The organism is Soehngenia longivitae, from assembly GCF_004684055.1.
Lineage (GTDB): Bacteria > Bacillota > Clostridia > Tissierellales > Tissierellaceae > Soehngenia > Soehngenia longivitae.
The window spans coordinates 1-1,706 of sequence record NZ_SRIB01000029.1 but is presented as its reverse complement, the minus strand read 5'-3'; the positions used below and the strand labels follow the sequence as shown (position 1 = coordinate 1,706).

At 30.5% G+C, this 1,706-nt stretch carries 1 protein-coding gene; it reads left to right on the top strand.

The genetic code is table 11. From position 1 onward, the window contains the following. Nucleotides 1–273: 273 nt before the first annotated feature. Nucleotides 274–1,566, top strand: coding sequence for an IS30 family transposase (locus E4100_RS09250; protein WP_167792116.1), 1,293 nt, complete (start codon nucleotides 274–276; stop codon nucleotides 1,564–1,566). Nucleotides 1,567–1,706: the final 140 nt, after the last annotated feature.

Sequence of the window (1,706 nt, the reverse complement as noted above, 5' to 3'; positions counted from 1 at the left end):
CTAATTTAACCTTACAAACTTTTGATGGACATAATTTGTTTTGTGAAGCCAGAGGGTGCTATCTTCTCAAGAAGAGCCGCCGCAGGGAAATATTGATATAAGGTTCTTGAAAATGATAAAATTTTCTATCCGAAGCAAGTAAGTAAATACCTTTGTTTTGCTTGCCTTCGGGTATTTTTTTATGCTCATTTTCAGGTTCTTATGTCAATATCGGCGGAGTTTGTAGTATCATTGTCTTATGCCTGGATGATAAGCTTCAAGGAGGTAGCTATTATGGCTAAACATTTAAATTTTGATAACAGATTAGATATTGAAAAGTATCTTAAAAACAATTATTCTTTATCCGAAATTGCTAGAGAGCTTAATAGACATAAATCCACTATTTCTAGAGAGATTATTCTCAGATCTAATTTTTCTAAAAAAGGTTGTTATGGTCGTAATTACAATGCATGTATATACAGATATGATTGTGATTTAAAAAAGATTTGTGGGAATGATTATTGTAGCAATAAGCATAATAAATTTTGTAGATTTTGTGATATTTGTAATAATAATTGTGATTATTTCAGTGAGGATATTTGTAGTAAGTTATCTAAATCTCCCTATGTTTGTAATGGTTGCGATGATAGGAGAAAGTGTACTCTTACAAAGAAATTTTATTTAGCTAAGGATGCACAAAAAGATTATGAGGGCATCTTGGTTGAGTCAAGATCTGGGATTGAAATGTCACCGGAGGAGCTTCAGAGAATTAATGATATTGTTACACCTTTAGTAAATAATGGTCAATCAATTCATCATATTCATTCAAATAATAAGGATTCTTTCATGGTTAGTGAAAAAACTCTGTATAATTACATCGATAAGCAAATTATATCTGCTAAGAATATTGATTTACCTAGAAAAATTAAGTATAGACCTAGAAAGAAGTTCCAGATGGGATATAAGGTGGATAAGAGTTGTTTGAAAAATAGAAGATATGATGACTATTTAGAATTTATTAAAGAAAACAAGGATATTAGCATTGTTCAAATGGATACTGTTGAAGGTAGGAAGGGTGGCAAAGTTTTACTTACTATTCACTTTACTGATACTTCATTTATGCTTATGTTTCTTAGGGATGCTAATGACTCTAGAAGTGTTACTGAATGTTTTAGATGGGTTTATGATGCAATAGGTTCAGCTGAGTATAGAACTTTATTTCCTGTCCTTTTAACAGATAACGGTAGTGAGTTTTCAGATCCAGATAAAATTGAAATAATCAATGGGGAAAAACTTACTAATGTGTTTTATTGCTATCCTTATTCAGCATTTCTAAAACCAGAGATTGAGAATAATCATGAGTTAATCCGCAGGATTATTCCTAAAGGTAAGAGCATGGACAAGCTAACACAAGATGATATCCGTTTAGTAATGTCTCATGTGAACTCTTACACAAGAAAAAAGCTGAATGATCACTCTCCATTTGACGCATTCAGCACAAGGTATGGATTTAAGTTGATTGATGTATTAGGGATAAAAAGAATTAACCCTAATGATATTATCTTAAATCCAAATCTTTTAAAATAATATAATTTGTTATCTAGGCATTTTATACTGCTTCTAGGGGTCTAATTTAGTCTTATAAAAAAATTTTTCTACAGTAGACCTCTAATTAGTTATGCCCAAATTTAAATTTTATAGTATAATTATAACACAAAAAAGGACTT

Coding starts and splice junctions, on each gene's coding strand:
- E4100_RS09250 (WP_167792116.1), top strand. CDS start 274: ATGGCTAAACATTTAAATTTTGATAACAGATTAGATATTGAAAAGTAT.